The organism is Ferrovibrio xuzhouensis (assembly GCF_042648965.1).
Lineage (GTDB): Bacteria > Pseudomonadota > Alphaproteobacteria > Ferrovibrionales > Ferrovibrionaceae > Ferrovibrio > Ferrovibrio xuzhouensis.
The window spans coordinates 1,343,007-1,365,534 of the sequence record NZ_JBHRYJ010000001.1 but is presented as its reverse complement, the minus strand read 5'-3'; the positions used below and the strand labels follow the sequence as shown (position 1 = coordinate 1,365,534).

Below are 22,528 nucleotides of genomic sequence, written 5' to 3'. Positions count from 1 at the left end.
TGCCCCGCAGACCTGGCTGGTTGAGACAGTCCCTGTTCGGTGCCCTGGCGCTGGCGCTGGTCGGCACGGTGGCGCCGGCGCCGGCCTGGGCCGGCTTTGCCGATGGCGTGAAGGCTTATGAAGCCGGCGACTACAAGGGCGCCTTCGATGCCTGGCTGCCGCTCGCCGAGGGCGGCGACCTCGCCGCCATGCGCAACATCGGCCACCTCTATCGCTGGGGCCAGGGCGTCGACCGCGATATCGACAAGGCGATTGCATGGTATCAGCGTGCCGCCGATGCCGGCTTTGCCCGCGCCCAGGCCAATCTCGCCGCCATCTACCTGCAGGGCGATGGCGTACCGGTGGATTATGTCGCGGCGCGCAAGTGGTTCGAGGCGGCGGCCCGTCAGGGCAATGCCGTCGCACAGTATAATATGGGCTTGATCTACGAACTCGGCCTCGGTGTCGAGCCCAGCGAGCCGGTCGCGCTCGGCTGGTACAATCTCGCCGCCAAGCAGGGCCAGACCGATGCGCTGAACCGGCTGTCGCTGCTGGTGATGACGCCCGACAAGGCCCAGAAGGATGCCGTGTTGCCGCGCGGCCCGGACAATGCCGCGGCTGCCACGCCGGCAGTACAGGTGCCGGCTGCTGCGGTGCCGGCTCCGGCCGCGGGCGACAGTGCGCGGGTCCGCTCGGCACACAGCGAGGATACCGGGACCGATGCCGCACCAACGGCTGCCGCGGCCACTGCGCCGCAGCCGCCATCCGCTGCCGCGCCGGCACCTGCCGCTGCCGCGACGCCAGAAGACAAGCCCGCGGAGAAGCTTGCAGAGAAGCCTGCCGAGGCACCGGCGCCGGCGGCCGGGGCCGGCGAGGATCGCGGCTTGCTTGGCCGGTTCTATTCCGCCATCGTCTCCGGTGGCGGCGTCTCGCTGCCCGACCTGGTCGGCGCCACACCGGACAAGGACGACGGCAACCCACCGGCGAGCCGGCCATGACCACGGCAATGCGAGATCCTTACACGGTGCTTGGCGTTGCGCGCGGCGCGAGCCACGAGGACGTGCGCAAGGCCTATCGCAAGCTGGCCAAGGAACTGCATCCCGACCGCAATCCCGGCAACGACACGGCGGCCGAACGATTCAAGGAAATCTCCGCCGCCTACGACATCCTCGGCGATGCCGACAAGCGCGGCAAATTCGACCGCGGCGAGATCGATGCCTCGGGCCAGCCGCGGGCGCGCGGCTTCAGTGGCGGCTATGGCGGCGCGCGCGGTCCCGGCGCAGGTCCCGGTGCCGGCCCAGGCGCCGGCCCAGGCGCCGGTGGTTTCGGTTTCGAGGGCAACCCGGAAGACATCTTCGACGAGATCTTCGGCCATATGCGGCGCACCCGTGGTGGGGCCGGGGCGGCCGGTGCCGGCTTCGGCGCCGGGACGCGGCGGGCCAACCAGCCGATGCGCGGGGCCGACCGCCATTTCAGCCTCAAGATCGGTTTTCTCGATGCGGCGCGCGGCTGCAAGCGGCGCCTGACCATGCCCGACAGCAAGGTGATCGATGTCACCATCCCGGCCGGGCTGGTCGACGGCCAGCAGATCCGCCTGCGCCATCAGGGCGATGCCGGCCGCAACAACGGCGAGGCCGGCGATGCGCTGATCGAGGTGACCGTCGAGCCGCATGCCTTTTTTGTCCGCCAGGGCGACGACGTCCAGATCGAGCTGCCGGTCACCGTCGACGAGGCCATCCTCGGCGCCAAGATCGCCGTGCCGACCATCGACGGCATGGTCGCCGTCACCGTGCCCAAGGGCGCCAGTTCGGGCACCACGCTCCGGCTCAAGGGCCGCGGGCTGCCGCTCAAGGGCGGCGCCCAGAGCCAGCGCGGCGACCAGTATGTGAAGCTGAAGATCGTGCTGCCGGAAAAGCCGAACTCGGCGCTCGAGAAGCTGATCGAGGGCTGGGTGAAGTCGAACAAATACGACGTGCGCGCCAAATACACGGTCGATTAGGCGCGGGCCCGCCGGCGGCCGGGCGACACCCTGCCGCACCTGCTGTTAACGAAGCATTCACCATCTCCTGCAAGGCTGATCCGCGAACTTCGCTGGACGCGGAGTCGGGTGGGCGCTTATCGTCCGCGCGAACCTCACCGATTCGCCCGATTCGCCGCAAGGCCGGTCCGGCGGGACACACAAGGTCGCAGGACTTCAATATGTATTCGCGGCGTTACGTCATCACTTCCCTGCTGGGGGCTATCGGTGCGGCCGGCATGGCCACGTCCGCCATGACCGGAGAAGCCTGGGCGCGCCAGCGCAACGGCGTGCCGATCCCCGAAAGCAAGCCGCCGGTGCCGCGCGGCGCCCGCGTGGCCGCGCGCCCGCCGGCCATCCTGGTGCTCGATCCCGGCCATGGTGGCCGCGATCCCGGCGCCATCGGCATGTCGGGCACCGAAGAGAAAGACGTCACCCTGTCGATCTGCCAGTCGATCCGCGACCAGCTGCAGCGGCGCAGCGACATCCGGGTGCATCTGACCCGCGACAACGACACGTATATCCCGCTCGGCAGCCGGGTCGCCTTCGCCCACGAGAAGGGCGCCGACCTGTTTATCTCGATCCACGCCGATGCGGCGCCGAACCACAGCGCCCATGGCCTGTCGGCCTACAGCCGCTCCGATCGCGCGTCGGACGATTTTGCCCGCAAGCTGGCCGACCGCGAGAACCAGGTCGATACCGTCTACGGCTTCGATGCGTCCTCCACCGACAAGCAGACGGCGGCGATCCTGATCGACCTGGCGCGGCGCCACAGCCACAATGCCTCGCTGGTTGCCAAGCGCCGCATCGTCACCGGCATGGGCAAGGATGTGCCGTTGCTCGACAACCCGATGCGCGCCGCGAATTTCGCCGTGCTGCGCTCGCCGTCGGTGCCCTCGGTGCTGATCGAGACCGGCTTCCTGACCAATCCCCATGACGAGCGCGAACTGCGCAACCCGAAAAGTCGCGCCAAGCTTGCCCAGTATCTGGCCGAGCATATCGCGCCGGTCACCGCCGACTTGCGCGAAGCGTAAGATCTAGCCGGTCAGCCGCTGCCAGAAGGCTTCCGCCACCGGCGCCAGCGTCGCGCGCGGCCGGTAGAGCCGGATGTCCACCGCGAATATCCAGTCCGCATCGCCGGCAGGCACCAGCCGGCCGACCTCGAGATCGGCCGCGATCAGGCTGCGCGGCAGCCAGGCCAGCCCGCGGCCGTCGCGCGCCATCGCCTGCAGCACGCCCGCCAGCGGCGAGATGAACACCGGCGTCAGGGCCGGCGTGCGGCGCGGCAGCAGCGCCGTGACGATGCGGCCCATGCCGGATTCGTCGCTGTAGGCCAGATGCGGCACTGCGCCAGCGCCCGGCATTGCGAGGCTGTAGCGCGGCCGGCCGGCGACGTCGGGCGCGCTGACCGGTACGAGATCGTCTTCGGCCAGTTTCAGATGGATGAAGCGGTCGGCGGACAGCCGGTTGGCCACGGCGGCATGGCCATGGCAGAGCAGGAACTGGCTGTGGCCCTGCAGCAGGGCCTCTTCGCCGGCCTGCATGCTGTCCGACAGCAGGCGGATCGCGGCGGGATCGGTGTTTGAGATGGGGCCGCTTTCAAGGCCGCGCAGCCAGTCGGGAAAGAAGGTCAGCGACAGCGCATGGGTGGCGGCAAAGGTCAGGCTGCGGCCCGCGGCGGCCATGGCGGCGGCGGCCTCGCCGCGCCCCTGGGCCAGCCGGCGCAGGGTCTCCTGCGCCACCGGTGCGAAATGCCGGCCGGCGGCGGTGAGCGTCACCGGCTGGCTGCTGCGGTCGAACAGCGGGGCGCCGACCCAGTCCTCCAGCGCGCGGATGCGGCGGCTGAAGGCCGGCTGGGTCATGTTGCGGCTGTCGGCGGCGCGCGAGAAATTGCCGCCGGCCGCCAGCGCGAGGAAATCTTCCAGCCAGTTCAGTTCCATGCCGTGCGATCCGTATGCCCGATGCCGGGCGGGCCAATGCGGAATGTGTATGATCCATTGCGAATCTGGCATTGGCCGCGCTGCCCTGTCCATGGCTAGGATGCACCGGTCCGTTTCGCCCCGTGGGGCTCCATAACCAGCCGGAAACGCCATGCGCATCCTCGACGTCCGCGAGAAAACCGTCTCGATCGCCTCGCCGATCGCCAATGCCTACATCGACTTCTCGAAAATGACCTGTTCGGTGGTCGCCGTGATCACCGACCAGGTGCGCGACGGCAAGCCAGTGGTCGGTTTCGGCTTCAATTCCAACGGCCGCTACGGCCAGGGCGCCCTGATGCGCGAACGCTTCCTGCCGCGCCTGATGGAGGCCGATCCCGACAGCCTGGTCGATGTCGCCCACAACAACCTCGATCCCTTCGCGATCTGGAAGACCGTGATGCAGAACGAGAAGCCGGGCGGCCACGGCGAGCGTTCGGTCGCCGTCGGCACGCTGGACATGGCGGTCTGGGACGCGGTGGCCAAGATCGCCGGCGTGCCGCTGTGGCGCCTGCTGGCCGACCGCTATCGCGGCGGTGTCGCCGACGACAAGGTCTGGGTCTATGCCGCCGGCGGCTATTACTACCCGGGCAAGGACCTGACCGCCCTGCAGGACGAGATGAAGAGCTACCGCGATCGCGGCTATCGCGTGGTCAAGATGAAGGTCGGCGGCGTGCCGCTGGCCGAGGACATGAAGCGCATCGAGGCGGTGCTCAAGATCGTCGGCGACGGCCAGAATCTCTGCGTCGACGTCAACGGCCGCTTCGATATCGAGACCGCCATCGCATTCGGCAAGGCGATTACGCCCTATAACCTGTTCTGGTACGAGGAGGTCGGCGATCCGCTGGATTACGCTTTGCAGGCCGAGCTGTCGAAGCATTACGACAAGCCGATGGCGACCGGCGAGAACCTGTTCTCGATGCAGGATGCACGCAACCTCATCCGCTTCGGCGGCATGCGGCCGGACCGCGACTGGCTGCAGTTCGACTGCGCGCTGTCTTACGGCCTGGTCGAATATCTGCGCACGCTCGACATGCTGAAGGATCACGGCTGGTCGTCGCGCCGCGTGGTGCCCCATGGCGGCCACCAGATGTCGCTGAATATCGCTGCCGGTCTGCATCTCGGCGGCAACGAAAGCTACCCCGATGTGTTCAAGCCGTTCGGCGGTTTCGCCGACGGCATCGCGGTGAACGACAGCTATATCGCCCTGCCGCAGATCCCCGGCGTCGGTTTCGAGGCGAAGTCCGAACTCTACAAGGTGATGCGAAGCCTGCTCGACTGACCGGATCGGCCTGAGTGGGACCCCGGCCGAGCCCGGCTTTCGCTGGGCGAGAGCCGGGATCCCGTTTCTCCCGGACTATCCCGCCTTCTCCAGCACCACGGCGTAGAAGCCGTCCATGCCGCCCTGTTCGCGCCACAGCGCGGGCAGGGTGCGCAGCGTACCGTCTTTCGTGACGGCCTCCGCCGGCAGGCCGAGCATTGCGGCATCCGTGGGCACCAGCTGCGCGCCGGGCAGGGCGCGCAGGCGGGCGAGCTGCTGTTCGCCTTCTTCCGGCTGCAGCGAGCAGACGCAGTAGACCAGCCGGCCGCCTGGCTTCAGCATCGCCCAGGCCGCCGGGATCAGCCGCGCCTGCAGGGCAGCAAGTTTCAAGACGTCGGCCTCGGTCTTCACATGGGGCAGGTCGGGATGGCGGCGGATCGTGCCGGTGGCCGAACAGGGCGCATCCAGCAGCACGGCATCGAAGGGCTGCGGCGGCCGCCAGCTTTCGACATCGGCGCAGACCACCTCGGCGGTGAGATTCAGTCGCGCGAGATTCTCGCGCAGGCGCACCAGCCGCGCCTCCGAGCGGTCCACGGCGGTCACTGACGCACCGCTTGCCGCAAGCTGCACCGTCTTGCCGCCGGGCGCGGCGCAGAGATCGGCGACGCGCTTGCCTGCCACATCGCCCAGCATCCGCACCGGCAGGGCGGCGGCGGCGTCCTGCACCCACCATTGGCCCTCGTCAAAGCCCGGCAGCGCCTCGATGGCACCGCCCATCTCGCGGCGGCGCAGGCTGCCGGTCGGCAGCAGGTCGGCTTCGAGCCGTGCCGCCCAGCCGGCGGCGGCAGCGGCGTCGCGCAGGCAGAGGTCGAGCGGCGCCTCCAGCAGATGCGCGGCGGCGATGGCGCGGGCGGTGGTTTCGCCATAGGCCGCCGTCCAGCTGCGCCACAGCCAGTCCGGGGTGTTCAGCTTCGCGGCATCCTGGGCGGCGACCAGCGCGGCGCCCTCGGTCGACAGCTTGCGCAGCACGGCATTGACCAGGCCACGCATGGCGGTCTGGCCCGGCGCCATGATGTCGACGGCACTGTGCACGGCGGCATGGCCCGGCGCGTCGAGGAATAGCAGTTCGGTGGCACCGATACGCAAAGCCTCGCCGGGCAAGCCCTTCGGCCATTGTCGCAGCAGGCCGCGGAGGGTGGCATCGATCTGGCCGCGCCGGCGCAGGCAAGTCGCGACCAGGCGGCGGATGAAGCCGCGGTCGCGCTCGTCGAGCTTGCGGAAGCCGAGCGCCGGATCGACCAGGGCGTCGTCGAGCGGGCGGCGGTGCTCGAATACGGCGGCCAGCAGCCCGGCGGCGACCAGGCGCGGCGCCACGGGGTGGGCGGCCGGTGACCGGCCGGACGACGGGCGGCCGGCGGGCCGGGGAGCAGCGGAAGTGGAGCGGGGGGCGGGCATGACCGCTGTTCTAGACCCGACCCGTCGTGCCGTCGAGGCGCGGCACCGTTGCGAACAGAGCCCGCGCCGTCGAGACGTGGCGCGGAATTCCGCGCCGAACCGCCATTTGTGGCGATAACAAGGCTGTGCGGTTGCTTGGCGGGCGGGCCGGAAGCTGCTAATCCTGCCGCCATGCCGCAGCAGCCCGTCCGAATCGCGCCGTCCATCCTGTCCGCCGATTTCGCCCGCCTGGGCGAGGAGATCGCCGCCATCGACGCGGCCGGCGCCGACTATATCCATATCGACGTGATGGACGGGCATTTCGTGCCCAACCTGACCATCGGTCCGGCCGTGGTCGCCGCGTTGCGCAAGCACACGAAAAAACCCTTCGACGTGCACCTGATGATCTCGCCGGTCGATGCCTTCGTGCCGCAGTTCGCCGAGGCCGGCGCCGACATCATCACCGTGCATCCGGAAGCCGGCCCGCATGTGCACCGTACCCTGCAGCTGATCCGCAGCCTCGGCAAGAAGGCCGGCCTGTCGCTCAATCCCGGCACCCCGGTCGAAGTGGCGCTCAGCGTGCTCGACATGGTCGACCTCGTGCTGGTGATGAGCGTCAATCCGGGCTTCGGCGGCCAGAAGTTCATTTCGAGCCAGCTCGAGAAGATCCGCGTGCTGCGCAAGGCGATCGACGCCACTGGCCGCGCCATCGACCTCGAGGTCGACGGTGGCATCAATGCCGAGACCGCCGGCCTCGCGATTGCCGCCGGTGCCGATGTGCTGGTGGCCGGCACCGCCACCTTCCAGGGCGGCGCCGACGCCTATGCCGGCAACATCGCGCGCGTGCGGACGGCGCGCGCCGCAGCCTGATTTCGTTCCGGTGACCATATGACGGCGGCCACGCTGCACGACAGCGCCGGCCTGCGGCTGATGCGCCGGCTCGCTGGTGTCGCTTTTGCCAGCCGCGCCTATGGCCTGCTGCTGCCGCGCAAGGCGCCACTCGAACTGCCGCATCTGCCCGACGATCCCTGGCCCGGCCTGCCGGCCAATGCCGACCGGCTGTTCCAGGGCCGCTTCCTGCTCGCCGGCATCGAGGTGGTCTCGCCCCATGCCGCGCCCTGGGCGATGACGGCCGCCGAACTGAAGCTCGATGCCGCCAGCTTTGCCGCCTGGGCTGCCGCACTGCATGATTTCGGCTGGCTGCGCGATTTCGCCACCCAGGGCGGCGACATGGCGCGGCGCATGAGCCGTTCGCTGGTGGTCTCCTGGCTCGACCGGCACGACAGCATCCGCAGCCTGCCGTGGCAGCCGGCGGTGGCCGGCCAGCGGCTGGCGCACTGGCTGCTGAACGGGCATTTCCTCGTCGATGGCGCCGACGAGCGCTTCGCTCACGACTTCCTGCTCGCCATCGTGCGGCATGCCGCCTATCTGCAGCATGCGGCACGGCTGGCGCCGCCGGGCCTGCCGCGCTTCCGCGCGCTGCTCGGGCTTGCCTATGCCGCCGAATGCCTGCCCGATGGCGCCACGCGCTATCCCCATGCGCTGCGCGATCTCGTCGCCTGCCTCGACGCGCAGCTGCTGGCCGATGGCGGCCATGCCAGCCGCAGTCCGTCGCAGCTCTTCGCGCTGCTGCGCCAGGTCACCGTGCTGTGGCGTTTCCTGCGCGCGCTCGATCCGGAACGCGCCGCACTTTTACAGCCCTATCTCGACCGCATGGCACCGATGCTGCGCTTTTTCCGCCATGGTGACGGCGGGCTGGCGCTGTTCCACGGCAGCGCCGAAGAGAATTCCGCCCAACTCGACCTCGCGCTCGAGCTGTCGGAAGCCCGCGGTAAGCCGCTCACCTCGGCGACGCTCAGCCGTTTCGAGCGGGCGACGGCGAAGCGCGCGCTGCTGCTGCTCGATGCCGGCACGCCGCCCTCGTCCCTGCTGGCCGGGGCGCGGCCGCATCGCGGCCTGCTGTCTTTTGAGTTCAGCCATGGCAAGGATCGCCTGATCGTCAACTGCGGTGCACCGCAGCGCGCCGGCGGCAGCAGCGGCCATGACTGGGCCAAGGCGCTCAGCAGCATCGCCGCACACAGCACGCTCGGCCTCGGCGAGGGCGAACCGGCCGCCGATGCCCGCGTGCAGGTCAGCCGCAACGAGCTGGATGGCGCCGTCTGGTTCGAGGCTGAGCATGACGGCTGGGGCCGCGGCGCGGCAATGCGCCACCACCGGCGCCGGCTGTATCTTGCGGCCGGCGGCGAAGACCTGCGCGGCGAGGAGACGGTGACCGGTGCCGGTGGCAATCCGCAGTCCGCCGTGCTGCGCCTGCACCTGCATCCGTCCGTGCATGCCTCGATGATCGGCAGCGGCGATACCGTGATCCTGAAAAGCGCCGGCGGCCAGGGCTGGCGCTGGCGCGGCGCTGGTGGCGTGGTGCGGCTGGAAGACAGCATCTATTTCGGCCAGCGCGATGCCGGCGGCGGCCCCGATGCACCGCGCCGCTGCCAGCAGATCGTCATGGCCGGCTCGGCCGGCACCGACGATCTGACGTTCAAATGGGCGCTGACGAAGATCGGCATCTGACGATGACCGCGCCCCGCCTGATCGACCTTGCCGCCCTGCCGCTGCAGCCATGGAAGAACGGCGGCGGCGTGACCAGCGAACTCGCCATCGATCCGCCGGGCGCGACGGCGGAGACTTTCCGCTGGCGCATCAGCCTCGCCCGCATCGCGCAGGACGGACCCTTCTCGGCCTTTCCCGGCATCACCCGCTGGATCACCCTGATCGAAGGTGGCGGCTTCACCCTGGATTTTTCTGACGGCAGCCGCCTCGACGTGCCTGAGCCCTTCGTGCCGCATCGCTTCGACGGCGGCATGGCGGCGACCTGCCGGCTCAAGGGTGGGCCGTCGCGCGACCTCAACGTGATGGCGCGCGCCGATGTGGCGATGGATGTGCAGGTGGTCGCCGCCGGTGCCGGCGCGCCGCCCCATGAAGTACCACCGCCGGGCTTCGCGCTCATCGCCGGCGACATCGTGCTGGTGCGGCTGGACGACAGCCGCATGCTGCGGGCGGCCGTGCTGGCGGGCTGACGGTGCGGCCGGACTGATCCGGCCTGCCGGATGGTGCGCTACTGGATGGCGCGGGTTTCGATCCGCTCGTCCGGGTTCATGTGAATCAGATAGCGCCGCTGGCAGACCCGGCAGCCGTCTTCCCAGGTGCTGCCCGGCCCGATGAAATCGGGCGCACCCTCCCACCAGTCCGGATCTTCACTCCGGCAATAGGGACAAACGGCACTCTCGGTGCGAGCAGACAACGGACCGGGCCTTTCTGGCGAGGACTGTTCCCCGCCAGTCTAGCGGCCCGGCCGCCGGCCGGCCAGATGCGGATGTCAGCCGGCGTCGGGCAGATACAGGCCACGCAGGGTCCGCAGCGTGGCGCCGCCGGGCAGGACGATGCCATCGGCGGCAAGGCCGCAGGCCCGCTGGAAGCTGCGCAGCGCCGCGTCGCAGCGGGCATCCCACACCGCCGTCGGCCCGCCGGTGGCGAAGGCATCGAGGTCGCCCTCGCGATGCAGCAGGGCCTGCAGCCGGAACACGTCGCCCGGCCGGTTGGCGCAGCCCGCACCGACACTGTCGCCCAGGTCGAACACCGTCTCGCCGCAGAGGTCGCGCAGGCTTGCCCCGTTCATCCAGGCCGCGCGGGCCGCCTGCAGCGGATCGCCGGGCACCGCATGGGTCGCCGGGCGCGGGCGCATGGCCGGGCGCGCCGCCGCCGGGCCGAGCAGGCGGAGCAGGGCGCCAGGTAACGCAAAACCGGGCAGGGTGAAGGGGGTGGGAGAGGCCAGAGGAGAGGCAAGGGCGACGGGCATGGCGGGCTCCGATCAGATGAAACATAAAAGGAACATGCGCCAGTATGGGGATCATCGCCCCGCGGTCAAGCAGAATTTTCCCGTAATGTTCTCATCGAGCCTTTGCCGGGGCCATGACCAGCCCGGACAGGGCGGTCAGCCCTTCAGCGCTTTCTCGACCAGCGGGCGGATCGACTGCTGCGGCCGCGGGCCGATCTGGGCGATCACTTCGGCGGCGCAGAGGCTGCCGAGCCGGCCGCAGGCATGCAGGTCGAAATCATGGGTGAAACCGTAGAGGAAGCCGGCCGCGTAAAGATCGCCGGCGCCGGTGGTGTCGATCACATTGACGCCCGGCACCGCGTCGATGATATGCACCTCCTCGCCGCGCAGGATCACCGAGCCCTTTTCCGAGCGGGTCAGCGCCGCGACATCGACGTGATGGCGTACATGCTGCAGCGCCTCGTCGAAGTCGGCGACCTGGTAGAGCGATTTGATCTCGGCCTCGTTGGCGAACAGGATGTCGATGTGGTGTTCGGCCAGATGCTGGAATTCATCGCGGTGGCGGTCGACGCAGAAGCTGTCCGACAGCGACATGGCGACCTTGCGGCCGGCCTCATGCGCCAGCCGCATGGCCTTGCGCATGGCATCCTTGGCGCGCGGCTGGTCCCACAGATAGCCTTCCAGATAGACGATTTCGGCGCGTGCAACGGCAGCGGCATCGATATCGTCGGGGCTGAGGTCGATGCTGGCGCCCAGGAAGGTGTTCATGGTGCGCTGGGCATCGGGGGTGATCAGGATCATGCAGCGCGCCGTCGACGCACCCTCGGTGGCTGCCGGGGTCTCGTAGAGGACGCCGAGATTGCGGATTTCGCGGATGAAGGTGGCGCCGAGCGGATCGTTGCGCACCCGGCCGATATACTGCACCCGGCCGCCCAGCGCGGCGATGCCGGCGGCGGTATTGGCGGCCGAACCGCCGGAGGTCTCCAGGGTTTCGCCCATCTGGCCGTAGATGGTTTCGGCCTGGCCGCCGTCGACCAGCGCCATGCTGGCCTTGACCATGCCGTGGGTGTCGAGAAAATCGTCATGCACCCGGGCCAGCACGTCCACGATGGCGTTGCCGATGGCCAGCACGTTCAGCGAATCTGTCGTCATTCCGGTACTTTCCCTATTCCGCAGCTTGCCGTTACTCTGTACCGGTTCAGGCACAGGATGGCAAATACATGAACTCCCCGATGAAAAAACCGCAGCTGCAGGACCCGCTGATCCGCATGACCGCCCGCGAGGCGGTCCACGCCCTGAAGACCCGCCAGGTCAGTCCGGCCGAGCTGATCGATGCGGCGGAAAAGCGCATTGCCGCCGTGGAGCCGGCGGTCAATGCCCTGCCGACGCTCTGCCTCGACCGCGGCCGCGCCCATGCTGCCGCCCTGCAGCATCCGGAAAATCCGCCGCCCGGCTATCTCTATGGCCTGCCGGTGGCGATCAAGGACCTGGTGCCGGTGCAGGGCGTGCGGTTTACCTCGGGCAGCATGGCTTATGCGGATCATATTGCGACCTATTCGGATTATACCGTGCAGCGCCTGGAGGCGCGCGGCGCCACGGTGATCGCCAAATCCAACACGCCGGAATTCGGCGCCGGTGCGCAGACCTTCAACGAGGTTTTTGGCACCACGAAGAATCCCTGGAATACCGCGATGACCCCGGCCGGCTCATCCGGCGGTTCGGCGGTGGCGGTGGCGACCGGCGAGGTCTGGCTCGCCGATGGCTCCGATCTCGGCGGCAGTTTGCGCATCCCGGCCGCCTTCTGCGGCGTGGTCGGCCTGCGGCCGACACCGGGCCGCGCCGTCTGGGGGCCGCGCGCCCTGCCGTTCGACACGCTGTCGGTGCTCGGCCCGATCGCCCGCAATGTCGGCGACTGCGCGCTGATGCTGGATGCGCAGGTCGGCTGGGAGCCGCGCGATCCGCTCAGCCTGCCGGCGCCGGAGCACAGCTACACGGATGCCGTCGACCATGCGCTGGCCGCCGGCCGGCTGCCGAGCCGCCTGGCCGGCGGCTGCCGTATCGCCTGGACGCCCGATCTCGGCCTGTCGCCGGTCGATGCGGAAGTGGTGGAGATCTGCGAAGCGGCCGTCAAGCGGCTGGAAAAACTCGGCGCCACCGTCGGCACCGACGCGCCGGATTTCAGCGGCGCCGAGGACTGCTTCCAGGTTTTGCGCGCCGCCAATTTCGCCGCCTCAGTCTGGCCACGAATTGCCGGTAAGACCGCGCTGGTGAAACCCGAGGTGATCTGGAACGCGGAGAAGGGGCTGAAGCTGACCGGCGAGGAAATCGCCGCGGCCCAGCGCAAGCGCGGCGAGATCACCAACCGGCTGATCGCCTTTTTCGAGACCCACGATTTCCTGGTGCTGCCGACCGCGGTGACGCCGCCCTTCGATCATCGCATGCGCTATCTCGAGGAAATCGGCGGCCGCAAGTTCGATACCTACATCTCGTGGCTGGTGCTGACCTTCGCCATCACGCTGACCGGCACGCCGGCGATCTCGGTGCCGGCCGGCATCACGAAGTCCGGCCTGCCGGTCGGCCTGCAGATCGTCGCCCGGCCGCGCGGCGAGGCCGAGCTGCTGGCGCTGTCGGCGCTGCTCGAATCGGATCTCGGGCTGGCCGGCGGCGTGCCGCTCGATCCCGTCGCAGGCACAGCATGAACAGGCGCGGCATGAACGGTCACCGCATGGTCACAGGTCGCCGATGATCGCGGGAGCGCTGCGCCAGGCCGTCGTCCAGCTGCCGGATGCCTCGTTCCGGCAGGTGCTGGTCCGCTCGCTGCTGATCAGCATCGCCGTCTTCGCCCTGCTGGCGGCCGCGCTGTGGCTCGGCCTGATGCTGATCCCCGATGGCGGCCATACCTGGATCGACTGGCTGGTCGGTTTTGCCTCGGGAATCGGCTTTTTCGTCCTCATGCTGCTGCTGTTCCCGGCGGTGATGACGGCCGCCATCGGCCTGTTTCTCGACGACATCGCCGATGCGGTCGAACGCCGCTGGTATCCGCAGGAGGCGCCGGGCCGCGCGCTCGCCCTGTGGCCGGCGCTGTGGGGCAGCCTGCGGTTTCTTGGCGTGGTGCTGCTGGTCAACCTGCTGCTGCTGCCGGTCTATGCCATCCTCCTGTTTTTTCCGCCGTTGCTGTATGGTCTGTCGCTGCTGGTGAACGGCTGGCTGGTCAGTCGCGAGTATTTCGAGCAGATCGCCTGGCGCTACATGTCGCATGTCGAGGCGACGCAGATGCGCCGTCGCTATCGTGGCGATCTGTGGCTCTGCGGTGTGGTTATTGTTCTTCTGTTAACCATTCCGCTCGTAAATTTTCTTGTCCCGATTGTAGCAACCGCTTTCATGGTTCATGTCTACAAACGATTGCGGGCGCGGGGCTGAGGGCACCAGAGGAGAGACCGCCCATGTTTGGTCGCAAGAAGCCGACTCCCGATACCACGGCGCACCAGCCGCCGCTGCCGATGCCTGAGCGCGGCCCGACGCTGAATGCCGCGCCGCCGCCTGCCGTGACGCCGATCCGTGCCGCCGATGACGACCTGCCGCCGATGCCGAGCCACCTGCGCGCCGTTGGCAAGCCGGTCCTGCCTGCCGCCAGCACACCGCCCTCCAGCCCCCCGCCCTCCAGCCCAACGGGAGCCGCCATGACCGACACTCCGACCCCCACCCCGACCTTCCGCCCCGAAATCGCCAAGCGGCCGAATGTCGACCTGCCGAAAGCCGTCGTGCAGGCCTCGGCCGGTTCCAGCGCGCCGCGCAGCGAAGGCAGCCCCGAAGCCAAGGTGCTGCTGATCGGCCGCGACATCAGCCTGAACGGCAAGATCACCGCCTGCGACAAGGTCATCGTCGAAGGCAAGGTCGAGGCCGACCTGACCGACAGCCGCTTCGTCGAGATCGCCGAGACCGGCATGTTCAAGGGCTCGGCCGAGGTCGAGGAAGCAGAAATCCGTGGCCATTTCGAGGGCCGCCTGTCGGTGCGCGGCCGCCTGCTGATCCGCGGCACCGGCAAGGTCGCCGGCGACATCGCCTATGGCCAGGTCGAGATCGAATGCGGCGGCGAGATTTCCGGTACGGTGCAGACCGTTGCCGCCGGTGGCCGCAAGGCCGCGCCGGCTGCCGCCGAATAACCCGGTTCGCTTTCAAAGCCCGCTGTCAGACGTGGCAATGCGTTCCGCCTTGCGCGGGGCCCCAGTGGCCCCGCGTCTGCTTTTCAGCCTGCTGCTGGTGACGCTGCTGGCAGCCTGCGGCATTCCGCAGTCCGGCACCCGCCCCGCCACCGCGCCGGAAGAACCCCTCGACCTGTCGCTGGTGCCGCCGCCCGAGACGCCGGCGCAGGCGCCGCGCCGTCCGCGCAGCGCCGATGTCGTGCACAAGACCGCCGCCGAGGCGCGTGCCCTGTTCGGTGCGCCGGCGAGCCTGCGCCGCGAGCCGCCGGGCGAGGTCTGGCAGTATCTCTCCGACACGCCGCATTGCACGCTGCTGCTGTTCCTGTATCCCAGCGAGACCGATCCGCGCCTGCGGGTGACCCATGCCCAGGTGCTTGGCCGTACCCGCGGCCAGACGGTGGATGATTCCGACTGCGTCGCGGCTTTGCTGAAGACCGAGCCGCCGCCGCGCAAGACGCCGGGGCCGATCTCCTAGGGCGCGAACCCAATCCGAGACTCAAGCTGCGCGCGTCTTGGCCATCGCCATAGCGGTCGGCCGCTGAACCTGTCTGGGCTCTAGTCAGCATCCTGGATGTCGAAGCGGGCCACCTTGCCCTCTCGAAGACGGAAAACGTGACCGACCGTCTTGTCTTTAAGCCCGTGCGTCTGCCCCTGGAGCGGTTTGCCTTCGAGATCCCGGACCGACTGCCGGACCTCTGCGACGACTGCGCCATCCGCTGTTCGATGAAAACCCACAGGCTCGACGTGCGGACTGACCATGGCCCACTGGCGTGTCCAGTACGCGCGCACGGCCTCACGGCCATGGACGTGGCCACCATCCATACCGTTGGCCCAGGTGACATCATCGGTGAGCGCGGCCAGCACGCCGTCTATATCCCGCGCGTTAAAGCGGTCGTAGATGCGTTCAAGGACTTTGACGTCATCGTCCATCGGGGCTTTCCTCGCGTCGTGCGGGCGTTGCGTTAAAAAGCATATGCGCGTATATATCAGAGTCTCGGCAGGTGCAAGAGGTGAGATGCGATGGATTTGAATGTGCTCTCGACGCCCGGGCACCTGATCAGTCTCGCGGCGCGCGGGTTCGCCCGCCTCAGCGAAGCGCGACTCAAGCCGCTTGGCTTTGGCGTTGGACATCTGCCCGTGCTGGTCGCGCTGCAGGATGGCCGGGCCAGCACGCAACGTGATCTCGCCCGCTTCGCCAGGATCGAGCAGCCGCCGATGGCACAGATGCTCGCCCGCATGGAGCGGGACGGGCTGATTCGGCGCGCGCCGGACCCGGCCGATGGGCGCAGCAGCCGCATCACACTGACGAAGGCCGCAGAAGCGCGCCTGCCGGACGCGATTGCTGTCTTACTACGGGGGAATCATGAGGTGCTGCGCGACTTCACGGACGAGGAGGCTGGGCTGCTCGTCGCCATGCTGATGCGCCTGATCGCAAACCTCGATCGGGTCGCGAGCGCCGAAGCATCGCCGGGCACGCCAATTGCTGGGAAGGGGACTGACCGTCGGCAGGCTGATTGAGTCCGAATCCTAGCCCAGTTCCGGCCTGTCGCGGAAAGCGGCATAGCCAATCGCAACCGGGCAGACGGCTGCCAACGCAGCATCGTCGGTGACCAGCAGGTCGCAGCAGGATGCCGCCACGCCGGCCAGCACGGCATCGCCCGACAGATGGGCGAGATCGCCGCCGAGCACCGTAGCCGGATCGATGCGCCGGCCGCCGAGGCTGCGGAACAACCCGAACAGCCGGCTGCGATGCCCGGCATCGGCGATCCGCTGCAGTTCGTCTTCCTGCACAGGAGTGGTGATCACCGCGAGGCGGCCGCCGTCGATCAGCGTGCGCAGGGCCTCCGCATCGCCATGGGCGAGGATGGCGTCATAGGCATTGCTGTCGAACATCACCCGCAGCGGCGGGGCGTCATCGCTCATGCGTCGCGCCGCCATAGCGCCGCGGTCCGCCCGGTCCAGCCCTTGAAGGCGCGGTGGAAATTCGCCGTATCGGCAAACCCGAGCCGCGCGGCGACGGCGGCGATGCTGTGCTGCGGATCGCGCAGCAGCTCCTGCGCCAGGGCACAGCGCCCGCGGGCGACTTCCGCCTGCAGGCCGGTGCCGCGTTCGGCCAGCCGGCGCTGCAGGGTGCGCGGGGTCGTCTGCAGGGCGGCGGCCACCGCGTCGATGCCGGGCACGTCGCCGGCGGCCAGCGCGGCGCGGATCGCCCTGGCCACGGCGTCGCGCAGCGGATCGCCGCTGCCGAGCAGGTCGAGCGCCGCCTGCGCGTGGCCGGCTAGCACCGCCTTCAGTCCCGGGCTGGCCAGCCGCACCGGCAGGGCGAGGGTTTCGGCATCGAACGGCAGCGAATCCTCGGCGGCGTCGAACTGCACCGGGCAGCCGAAGATGCGGCGGTATTCATCAAGGCTGTCCGGCGCGGCATGGCGGAACCGCACCTGCTGCGGCCTGACGCCGGCGCCGCACAGCCAGCGGGTGAAGGTCACCGTGGCCGACAGCACCGCCTCGACGCGATGCCGCCGGCAGGGCCAGTCGGGATCGAAGGGCTGATAAAGCAGGCATATACCGTCGCCCTCGTCACGGGCGGCGAAGCGGCCGCCGCCGCCGACCAGCGGCGCGAAGCGCTCGGCCTGGCGGGCCGCCTCGCGCAGGGAGTCGCAGGTCATCAGCAGATGGCCGAGGGCGTCGAACGAGCCGGGCTGCACCCGCTCGCCCACATGCAGGCCGAGGTGACGGTCGCCGGTCAGCCGCAGGGCGGCCTGCCAGATCGCCGATACCGCATCATGGGGCAGCCGGCCGTCGTGTGCCTGCGCGACCAGGCCGGCGGGCAGGCCGGCCGCTGCCAGCACGGCGGCAGCCGTCACCTGTCCGGGCGCCCCGCCGCTGGCGGCAACGGCATCGAGCAGGGTGTGCACATAGCCGGCCGCCACGCTGCGCGGCGGTGCCGGCGGCTTGGACGGCTGAACCGGAGCCGGCATTGCGCCTGCCAAGATATCCTCCCTCTGGCGGTTTCCCGGGCGATTTCCCGGGCGGTTTTCCGCCGCGTCTGGCGTGCGATGACAGCCGGTGTCGTCCATCGCCATCGCCGCCGCCCGGCAATACCGCCAGAATGCCGCAGCCGGCGGCGACTTGCCAGCCGGCGAGAGCGGCCCGCAGAGGCCGGCAGGAGGAAGCCCGATGCACGGTTCGTCGATCGACGCCGTTCTGATCCATATCGATTCCACCGGGCAGGCGGCGCTCGGGGTGATCCTCGCGCTGATCATGTTCGGCGTGGCGCTCGACCTGCGGATCGGCGATTTCGCCGCCGTGCTGCGCCGGCCGCTGGCGCCGCTGACCGGGCTGGCGGCGCAGACCCTGCTGTTGCCGGCCCTCTCCTGGGTGATGACCATGGTGCTGCAGCCGGCGCCCAGCGTGGCGCTCGGCATGATCATCGTCGCCTCCTGTCCGGGCGGTAACCTGTCCAATCTGATCACCCACCTGGGACGCGGCAACACGGCGCTCTCGGTCTGCATGACCGGCCTGTCCAGCGTGGTGGCGGTTGTGGCGACGCCGCTGAACATCCTGTTCTGGGCCGGACTCAATCCGGCCACCGCAGTGCTGCTGCGTCAGGTCGACATCCAGCCCGGCCCGTTTCTCGCCCAGACGGTGCTGATCCTCGGCCTGCCGATGGCCCTCGGGCTCGCCATCGCCCATGGCCTGCCGCGACTGGCACTGCGGCTGCGGCGGCCGTTCCAGCTGCTGTCCTTCGCGGTGCTGGTGCTGTTCATCGCGGCGACCACGGCGGCGAACGGCAAATACCTGCTCGCTTTCCTCGGCCAGATCATGCCGCTGGTGGTGCTGCACAATGCCGCCGCCCTGTTGCTCGGCTGGGCGGCGGCGCGGCTGATGCGGATGGATACCGCTGACCGCCGCGCGGTCACCATCGAGGTCGGCATGCAGAATTCCGGCCTCGGGCTGGCGCTGATCCTCAACCAGTTCGACGCGCTCGGCGGCGCGGCGCTGATCGCCGCCGGCTGGGGTATCTGGCATATCGTCTCGGGCTGGGCGCTGGCGGCCTGGTGGCGCCGCCGTGACCGGCAGCAGCAGGCCGGAGCCGCATCGTGACCGGCGGCGTTCTGGTCACCGGTGCGGCCGGCTTCATCGGCCGCAGCCTGGTCGACGCACTGGCCGAAGCGGGCGAGGCGGTGGTTGCGCTCGACATCCGTCCCGTCGCGCCGGACCGGCGGCGCGACGGCGTGACCTACGAGACCGCCGATATCTGCGATCCGGCGCTGATCGCCCTGTTCGGTCGCCACCGGCCGCGCTGCGTGGTGCATCTGGCCTCGGTGGTGGCGGCCGGCGGCGATCCGCAGCGCGACCATGCGATCGACGTCGGCGGCACGCACAACGTGCTGCAGGCCTGCCGGGCCGCCGGCGTGGCGCATCTGGTGGTCACCTCGAGCGGCGCCGCCTATGGCTATCATGCCGACAATCCGGTGCCGCTGTCGGAAACCGATACACTGCGCGGCAACGAGGATTTCCCCTATGCCCGCCACAAGCGGCTGGTCGAGGAGATGCTGGCGGACTGGCGGCGGCATTATCCCGCGCTGTTGCAGACGGTGTTCCGGCCCTGCACCGTGCTGGGGCCCGGCACGGCGAACCAGATCACCGCGATGTTCGCGCGGCCGGTGGTGGTGGGCCTGAGCGGCACGACAACGCCGTTTTCCCTGGTGGCCGACAGCGACGTGGTCGCCGCCCTGCTGCGGGCGGTGCGCGACGGTCGCGGTGGCGTGTTCAATCTCGCCGGCGACAGCACGCTCAGTCTGCGGCAGATCGCCCGGCTGCTCGGCAAGCCGTATCTGCCGCTGCCGCCGGCCGTGCTGAAGGCCGCCCTGTGGCTGTTCAACCGGCTCGGGGTGACAAAGCTCGGGCCCCAGCATGTGAAGTTCATCCAGTACCGCCCGGTGCTGGATAACACGCGGCTGAAAGACGACTTCGGCTACAAGCCGCACTACGACGCGGCGGGCGTTTTCGCGCGCTATCGTGCCGCGCAGGAGAATGGGCGATGACCTATCTGGTGATCGGTGCCGGCCCGGCCGGCCTTGCCGCGATCAAGAGCCTGAAGCAGGCCGGCCTGCCGGTCGAGGCGGTGGAGAAGCATGCCGGCCTCGGCGGCCAGTGGCTGTATGGTGCCAAGAACAGCGCCGTCTATGCCTCGACGCATCTGATCTCGTCGAAGCGGACCACCGCCTTTGCCGATTTTCCGATGCCCGACGACTGGCCGGCCTATCCCGACCATGCCCGGGTGCTGCAATACCTGCGCGACTTCGCCACGCATTTCGGGCTGACGCCGCTGATCCGTTTCAACACCGCCGTCACCATGCTGGAGCATCGGGGCGACGGCTGGCGCGCCGGCTTTTCCGATGGCCGCGTGCAGGATTATGCCGGCGTGATCATCGCCAACGGGCATCTGTCCGATCCGCTGCTGCCGGCGATCGCCGGCAGCTTCGACGGCACGGTGATGCATGCCAAGGACTACAAGACGCCGGAGATCTTCGCCGGCAAGACCGTGCTGGTGGCCGGCATGGGCAACACCGGCTGCGACATCGTCGTCGATGCCGTGCACCGCGCGAAGACCGTGCTGTGGAGCGTGCGCGGCGGCAATCACTTCGTGCCAAAATTCATTGCCGGCAAACCGGCCGACGAAGGCAACCATCGCCCGAAGCGGTTCGTGCTGCCGCGGGCCCTGCGCGCCCGCCTGCATGAACCGCTGCTGCGCCTGCTGGTCGGGCCGCCGGAGCGTTTCGGCCTGCCGCGGCCGCAGCACCGGCTGTATGACCGCACGCCGATCGTCAATTCCCTGGTGCTGCAGCATCTCGGCCAGGGCGACATCCAGCTGCGCAAGCCGATCCGCGAATTCCGCGGCGATACCGTGGTCTTCGCCGATGGCCGGGAAGATCGCGCCGACCTCGTGCTGCTGGCCACCGGCTATCGCATCAGCTTTCCGTTCCTCGCCGACCTCGCGCCGCTCAACTGGCAGGTGGCCACCGGCGCACCGCAGCTGTTCATGAACATCTTCCCGCCCGGCGACAACAACCTGTTCGTCGCCGGCCTGCTGGAAGGGGCCGGGGTCGGCTGGGCTGGACGCGCGTTGCAGACCGACCTGATCGCCGCCTGGCTGACCGCCCGCGACCGCAATCTGCCGGCGGCGGCCGCTTTTCGCCGGCGCATCGAAGCCTACTGTGCGACGCCCCCCTCGGCGGCGCGCGGCGATCACGGCATCTTTGTCGATTTCCTGCAGTACAAGCGCGATCTGCAGCGCGCCATCGCCAGCCTGTCCTAGGTGCGGCGCCGCTTCGTCGCCGGCTTTTTCCGGGCGGCCTTTTTCTTCGCTGCCGGCTTCGGCTTGGCCGGCTTCGTCTTCACTGGCCGTTCGTCGGGCGCCAGCGTCTTGGGTTTGAAGTCGCAGAATTCGGCGACCACGCAGCGCCAGCAGTCGGGTGTCCGTGCCTTGCAGATATAGCGGCCGTGCAGGATCAGCCAGTGGTGGGCATGGCGGCGGTATTTTGCCGGCACCACTTTCTCAAGGCCGAGTTCGACCGCCAGCGGCGTCTTGCCCTTCGCCATGCCGGTGCGGTTGCCGACGCGGAAGATATGGGTGTCGACCGCGATCGTCGGTTCGCCCCATATCACGTTGAGCACCACGTTGGCGGTCTTGCGGCCGACGCCGGGCAGGGCTTCCAGTGCGTCGCGGTCGCGCGGCACTTCGCTGCCATGGCGGGCGATCAGCAGTTCCGAAAGGGCGATGACATTCTTCGCCTTGGCATTGAACAGCCCGATGGTCTTGATGTGCTGCTTCAGTCCGGCCTCGCCGAGCGCCACCATCTGTTCGGGCGTGGTGACCTGCTCGAACAGCTTCGCGGTCGCCTTGTTGACGCCGGTATCGGTGGCCTGCGCCGACAGCACCACGGCGACCAGCAGGGTATAGGGATTGACGTAGTTGAGCTCGGTGGCCGGCGCCGGATTGGCCGCGGCGAGACGGGCGAAGAACTGTTCGATGGCGGCGGGTTTCATGGCGGGCCTGCTGGGGCTTGGCAGAACGGGGCGGGCCGATGATGTTTAGACCGCCATGCGCAACCGAGGCAAGCTGACCCTTCTGCTGCTGCTCGCCCTGTTCGCTGCCTTACCGGCAGCGGCGCAGCCGTCCTGCCGCCTGCCGCAGCAGGTGCCGGTGCAGGCCTGCGACCGTCATGAAGCCCCGCGCGGCCGGTCGGGCGATTTCGATTACTATCTGCTCAGCTTCAGCTGGTCGCCGGCCTTCTGCGCGACGGCGGCCGGCCGCCGCAGCCCGCTGCAATGCCGCGACAATCGTTTCGGCTGGGTGCTGCACGGCCTGTGGCCGCAATATGACGCGTCGCGCGGCGTCACGCCGTCCTGGCCGCAATACTGCAGCCCTGTCGCGCCGGTGCCCGAGGCCGTATTGCGCCGGCATCTCTGCGCCACGCCCGATCCGCGGCTGCTGCAATGCGAATGGGCCAAGCATGGCAGCTGTGCCGGCTTTGGCTCGGCCGCGGCGTATTTCGACGCCATGGCCGCCGCCGCGGCCCGGCTCAGGGTGCCTGATCCGCCTGCGGAGGGACGCGGCAGTGCGACGGCCATGACGGCGGCGCTCGTGGCGGCCAATCCCGGGCTGCAGCCGGCCATGCTGCAGGTGCTGCGTCGCGATGGCCGCATCCGCAAAATACGCGTCTGCCTCGATTCCGGGCTGCGGGATTTTGTGGCATGCAAGGGCACCGGCAGCCGCTGATTTTTCTTATCTATCTGTAAATAAATAATAATTATCAATTC

The 22,528-nt window shown here is 69.0% G+C and carries 25 protein-coding genes; 16 read left to right on the top strand and 9 right to left on the bottom strand.

Annotated features, from left to right (window positions below; translation table 11 throughout):
• Positions 1-20 precede the first annotated feature (20 nt).
• From ACFOOQ_RS06795 to ACFOOQ_RS06785, 3 genes are all read left to right on the top strand, one after another.
• Positions 21-977, top strand: coding sequence for a tetratricopeptide repeat protein (locus ACFOOQ_RS06795; protein ID WP_379723438.1), 957 nt, complete (start codon positions 21-23; stop codon positions 975-977).
• Positions 974-1,978 carry a DnaJ C-terminal domain-containing protein gene (locus ACFOOQ_RS06790; protein ID WP_379723435.1) on the top strand — a complete coding sequence of 335 codons (1,005 nt, stop codon included), beginning with the start codon at positions 974-976 and terminating at the stop codon, positions 1,976-1,978. Before ACFOOQ_RS06795 ends, ACFOOQ_RS06790 begins: the two co-directional genes overlap by 4 nt.
• A gap of 200 nt (positions 1,979-2,178) precedes the next feature.
• Positions 2,179-3,030 (top strand): N-acetylmuramoyl-L-alanine amidase family protein, encoded by an 852-nt coding sequence (locus tag ACFOOQ_RS06785; protein ID WP_379723432.1) that lies wholly within the window; start codon positions 2,179-2,181, stop codon positions 3,028-3,030.
• Between the two features lie 3 nt (positions 3,031-3,033).
• Here ACFOOQ_RS06785 and ACFOOQ_RS06780 read toward each other — a convergent pair whose 3' ends face one another.
• The gene (locus tag ACFOOQ_RS06780) at positions 3,034-3,936 is read right to left on the bottom strand and encodes a LysR family transcriptional regulator (RefSeq protein WP_379723429.1); all 903 of its coding nucleotides are present in this window, start codon (positions 3,934-3,936) and stop codon (positions 3,034-3,036) included.
• 151 nt (positions 3,937-4,087) lie between these two features.
• On the opposite strand from ACFOOQ_RS06780, the gene ACFOOQ_RS06775 reads away from it, so the two are divergent.
• Positions 4,088-5,254 (top strand): mandelate racemase/muconate lactonizing enzyme family protein, encoded by a 1,167-nt coding sequence (locus ACFOOQ_RS06775; protein WP_379723426.1) that lies wholly within the window; start codon positions 4,088-4,090, stop codon positions 5,252-5,254.
• Positions 5,255-5,329: 75 nt separating this feature from the next.
• Here the strand turns inward: ACFOOQ_RS06775 and ACFOOQ_RS06770 are convergent, their stop codons facing one another.
• Entirely contained in the window at positions 5,330-6,607 is a 1,278-nt protein-coding gene (locus ACFOOQ_RS06770) for an RsmB/NOP family class I SAM-dependent RNA methyltransferase (protein ID WP_379723423.1), read from the bottom strand.
• 252 nt (positions 6,608-6,859) lie between these two features.
• Between ACFOOQ_RS06770 and rpe the strand changes: the two genes are divergently transcribed.
• From rpe to ACFOOQ_RS06755, 3 genes are read left to right on the top strand one after another with little or no spacing between them, the layout of a single operon-like run.
• Positions 6,860-7,537 (top strand): ribulose-phosphate 3-epimerase, encoded by a 678-nt coding sequence (gene rpe, locus ACFOOQ_RS06765; protein WP_379723420.1) that lies wholly within the window; start codon positions 6,860-6,862, stop codon positions 7,535-7,537.
• An 18-nt stretch (positions 7,538-7,555) separates the two neighbouring features.
• Positions 7,556-9,235: a heparinase II/III family protein gene (locus tag ACFOOQ_RS06760; RefSeq protein ID WP_379723417.1), complete on the top strand. Its 1,680-nt coding sequence runs from the start codon at positions 7,556-7,558 to the stop codon at positions 9,233-9,235.
• A 2-nt stretch (positions 9,236-9,237) separates the two neighbouring features.
• Positions 9,238-9,741, top strand: a complete 504-nt coding sequence (locus tag ACFOOQ_RS06755) for a HutD/Ves family protein (RefSeq protein ID WP_379723414.1) — start codon at positions 9,238-9,240, stop codon at positions 9,739-9,741.
• Positions 9,742-9,779: 38 nt separating this feature from the next.
• Here ACFOOQ_RS06755 and ACFOOQ_RS06750 read toward each other — a convergent pair whose 3' ends face one another.
• The 3 genes from ACFOOQ_RS06750 to ACFOOQ_RS06740 all read right to left on the bottom strand — a co-directional run bounded on the left by ACFOOQ_RS06750 (position 9,780) and on the right by ACFOOQ_RS06740 (position 11,651).
• Positions 9,780-9,965, bottom strand: coding sequence for a hypothetical protein (locus ACFOOQ_RS06750; protein WP_379723411.1), 186 nt, complete (start codon positions 9,963-9,965; stop codon positions 9,780-9,782).
• Positions 9,966-10,040: 75 nt separating this feature from the next.
• Positions 10,041-10,520, bottom strand: a complete 480-nt coding sequence (locus ACFOOQ_RS06745; RefSeq protein WP_379723408.1) for a peptidoglycan-binding domain-containing protein — start codon at positions 10,518-10,520, stop codon at positions 10,041-10,043.
• A gap of 135 nt (positions 10,521-10,655) precedes the next feature.
• Positions 10,656-11,651 (bottom strand): adenosine kinase, encoded by a 996-nt coding sequence (locus tag ACFOOQ_RS06740; RefSeq protein WP_379723405.1) that lies wholly within the window; start codon positions 11,649-11,651, stop codon positions 10,656-10,658.
• Between the two features lie 80 nt (positions 11,652-11,731).
• Here ACFOOQ_RS06740 and ACFOOQ_RS06735 point away from each other — a divergent pair, with 80 nt between their 5' ends.
• From ACFOOQ_RS06735 to ACFOOQ_RS06720, 4 genes are all read left to right on the top strand, one after another.
• On the top strand, positions 11,732-13,198 hold the full coding sequence (locus ACFOOQ_RS06735; protein ID WP_379723402.1) for an amidase: 1,467 nt from the start codon (positions 11,732-11,734) through the stop codon (positions 13,196-13,198).
• A 43-nt stretch (positions 13,199-13,241) separates the two neighbouring features.
• Entirely contained in the window at positions 13,242-13,919 is a 678-nt protein-coding gene (locus ACFOOQ_RS06730) for an EI24 domain-containing protein (RefSeq protein WP_379723399.1), read from the top strand.
• Between the two features lie 23 nt (positions 13,920-13,942).
• The gene (locus tag ACFOOQ_RS06725; RefSeq protein WP_379723396.1) at positions 13,943-14,662 is read left to right on the top strand and encodes a bactofilin family protein; all 720 of its coding nucleotides are present in this window, start codon (positions 13,943-13,945) and stop codon (positions 14,660-14,662) included.
• A gap of 64 nt (positions 14,663-14,726) precedes the next feature.
• Positions 14,727-15,176 (top strand): hypothetical protein, encoded by a 450-nt coding sequence (locus tag ACFOOQ_RS06720; protein WP_379723394.1) that lies wholly within the window; start codon positions 14,727-14,729, stop codon positions 15,174-15,176.
• 80 nt (positions 15,177-15,256) lie between these two features.
• On the opposite strand, the gene ACFOOQ_RS06715 is transcribed toward ACFOOQ_RS06720, so the two are convergent.
• On the bottom strand, positions 15,257-15,631 hold the full coding sequence (locus ACFOOQ_RS06715; RefSeq protein ID WP_379723392.1) for a nuclear transport factor 2 family protein: 375 nt from the start codon (positions 15,629-15,631) through the stop codon (positions 15,257-15,259).
• A gap of 90 nt (positions 15,632-15,721) precedes the next feature.
• Between ACFOOQ_RS06715 and ACFOOQ_RS06710 the strand changes: the two genes are divergently transcribed.
• Positions 15,722-16,219 carry a MarR family winged helix-turn-helix transcriptional regulator gene (locus ACFOOQ_RS06710; RefSeq protein ID WP_379723390.1) on the top strand — a complete coding sequence of 166 codons (498 nt, stop codon included), beginning with the start codon at positions 15,722-15,724 and terminating at the stop codon, positions 16,217-16,219.
• A 9-nt stretch (positions 16,220-16,228) separates the two neighbouring features.
• Here the strand turns inward: ACFOOQ_RS06710 and ACFOOQ_RS06705 are convergent, their stop codons facing one another.
• Entirely contained in the window at positions 16,229-16,624 is a 396-nt protein-coding gene (locus tag ACFOOQ_RS06705; protein ID WP_379723388.1) for a hypothetical protein, read from the bottom strand.
• Positions 16,621-17,679 (bottom strand): AraC family transcriptional regulator, encoded by a 1,059-nt coding sequence (locus ACFOOQ_RS06700; RefSeq protein ID WP_379723385.1) that lies wholly within the window; start codon positions 17,677-17,679, stop codon positions 16,621-16,623. Before ACFOOQ_RS06700 ends, ACFOOQ_RS06705 begins: the two co-directional genes overlap by 4 nt.
• An 88-nt stretch (positions 17,680-17,767) precedes the next feature.
• On the opposite strand from ACFOOQ_RS06700, the gene ACFOOQ_RS06695 reads away from it, so the two are divergent.
• From ACFOOQ_RS06695 to ACFOOQ_RS06685, 3 genes are read left to right on the top strand one after another with little or no spacing between them, the layout of a single operon-like run.
• Positions 17,768-18,805 carry a bile acid:sodium symporter family protein gene (locus tag ACFOOQ_RS06695; RefSeq protein WP_379723382.1) on the top strand — a complete coding sequence of 346 codons (1,038 nt, stop codon included), beginning with the start codon at positions 17,768-17,770 and terminating at the stop codon, positions 18,803-18,805.
• Positions 18,802-19,749: an SDR family oxidoreductase gene (locus tag ACFOOQ_RS06690; RefSeq protein ID WP_379723379.1), complete on the top strand. Its 948-nt coding sequence runs from the start codon at positions 18,802-18,804 to the stop codon at positions 19,747-19,749. Before ACFOOQ_RS06695 ends, ACFOOQ_RS06690 begins: the two co-directional genes overlap by 4 nt.
• The gene (locus ACFOOQ_RS06685) at positions 19,746-21,023 is read left to right on the top strand and encodes a flavin-containing monooxygenase (protein WP_379723376.1); all 1,278 of its coding nucleotides are present in this window, start codon (positions 19,746-19,748) and stop codon (positions 21,021-21,023) included. Before ACFOOQ_RS06690 ends, ACFOOQ_RS06685 begins: the two co-directional genes overlap by 4 nt.
• Here ACFOOQ_RS06685 and nth read toward each other — a convergent pair.
• Positions 21,020-21,754, bottom strand: a complete 735-nt coding sequence (gene nth / locus ACFOOQ_RS06680; RefSeq protein WP_379723373.1) for an endonuclease III — start codon at positions 21,752-21,754, stop codon at positions 21,020-21,022. The genes ACFOOQ_RS06685 and nth overlap by 4 nt on opposite strands.
• 55 nt (positions 21,755-21,809) lie before the next feature.
• Between nth and ACFOOQ_RS06675 the strand changes: the two genes are divergently transcribed.
• Positions 21,810-22,487: a ribonuclease T2 family protein gene (locus ACFOOQ_RS06675; protein ID WP_379723370.1), complete on the top strand. Its 678-nt coding sequence runs from the start codon at positions 21,810-21,812 to the stop codon at positions 22,485-22,487.
• Positions 22,488-22,528: the final 41 nt, after the last annotated feature.